The sequence below is a fragment of the Ectobacillus ponti genome (genome assembly GCF_024294785.1).
GTDB lineage: Bacteria > Bacillota > Bacilli > Bacillales > Bacillaceae_G > Ectobacillus > Ectobacillus ponti.
Genome location: NZ_JANCLT010000048.1, coordinates 1 through 1,079 on the forward strand (window position 1 = coordinate 1; position 1,079 = coordinate 1,079).

The window sequence follows — 1,079 nt, forward strand, 5'->3', positions numbered from 1 at the left end:
TGACAAACCAATATGAAAATAGCTAATCATCATCATCATCAAAGTAACGCCGCTCGTTGGCTTGCTTTGCACGCTCAAGCATCTTGTCGAGATCCTCCTTGAGCTTCTCATCCCACTTCACCAGCTGGTTGACGAACACCGCACCCAGGCCCATTCCCACCACATGCTCCCAGGGATGGCGCATGTAGGGGAGCTTGCGGAGGGCGTTGGAGTACATCTGGGTGCCGAGGCCCAGGAGGGCGCCGACAAAGCGATGGCTCCGATGAAGCTGTACGGGTCGACGCTGTCGTGGAACGTGACGAGGTGCGTGGCGGTGCTGGAGGAGGCCGGCGCCGAGTACGAGATCGTGCCGCTCGATTTCTCCAAAGGCGAGCACAAGGCCCCCGACCACCTCGCCAGGAACCCCTTTGGTCAGGTGCCGGCTTTGCAAGATGGTGACTTGTTCCTCTGGGAATCACGTGCAATTTGCAAGTATGTATGCCGCAAGAACAAACCAGAGCTGTTGAAGGATGGCGACCTCAAGGAGTCAGCAATGGTGGATGTGTGGCTTGAAGTGGAGTCCAACCAGTACACTCCTGCACTGAACCCCATTCTTTTTCAGTGCCTAATCCGTCCGATGATGTTTGGGGCACCCCCCGACGAGAAAGTTGTTGAGGAGAACCTTGAGAAGCTGAAGAAGGTGTTGGAGGTGTACGAGGCGCGCCTGACGAAGTGCAAGTACCTGGCTGGAGACTACATCAGTGTCGCGGACCTAAGCCATGTGGCTGGCACTGTATGCTTGGGGGCTACTCCCCACGCATCCGTGTTGGACGCATACCCGCATGTGAAGGCCTGGTGGACTGACCTGATGGCAAGGCCGTCTTCCCAGAAGGTGGCTTCACTGATGAAGCCTCCTGCTTAAGGTAGTTGTTCTAGGCACAGGTTTGTCGTCCATGGTCCACAGAATAAGCTGAGGTGTGCCCAGTTGGTTGCTCGTTTAAGGATTTGTGTTATTATGTGTGTCCTGGATGTTGAATGTTCAAGCAATCAGGATTGTGTTGTTATGCTGCATATGATCCAACCTAAGTCTTGTACTGCTA

The 1,079-nt window shown here is 54.4% G+C and carries 2 protein-coding genes; one reads left to right on the forward strand and one right to left on the reverse strand.

All coding sequences use genetic code 11. The features are described from left to right. Positions 1–22: 22 nt before the first annotated feature. Entirely contained in the window at positions 23–154 is a 132-nt protein-coding gene (locus NK662_RS24490) for a hypothetical protein (protein WP_279665810.1), read from the reverse strand. A 99-nt stretch (positions 155–253) separates the two neighbouring features. Here NK662_RS24490 and NK662_RS24495 point away from each other — a divergent pair, with 99 nt between their 5' ends. Further along, a complete protein-coding gene (locus tag NK662_RS24495) occupies positions 254–901 on the forward strand; it encodes a glutathione binding-like protein (protein ID WP_254761328.1) in 648 nt (215 codons plus the stop codon). The last annotated feature ends 178 nt before the right edge of the window (positions 902–1,079 follow it).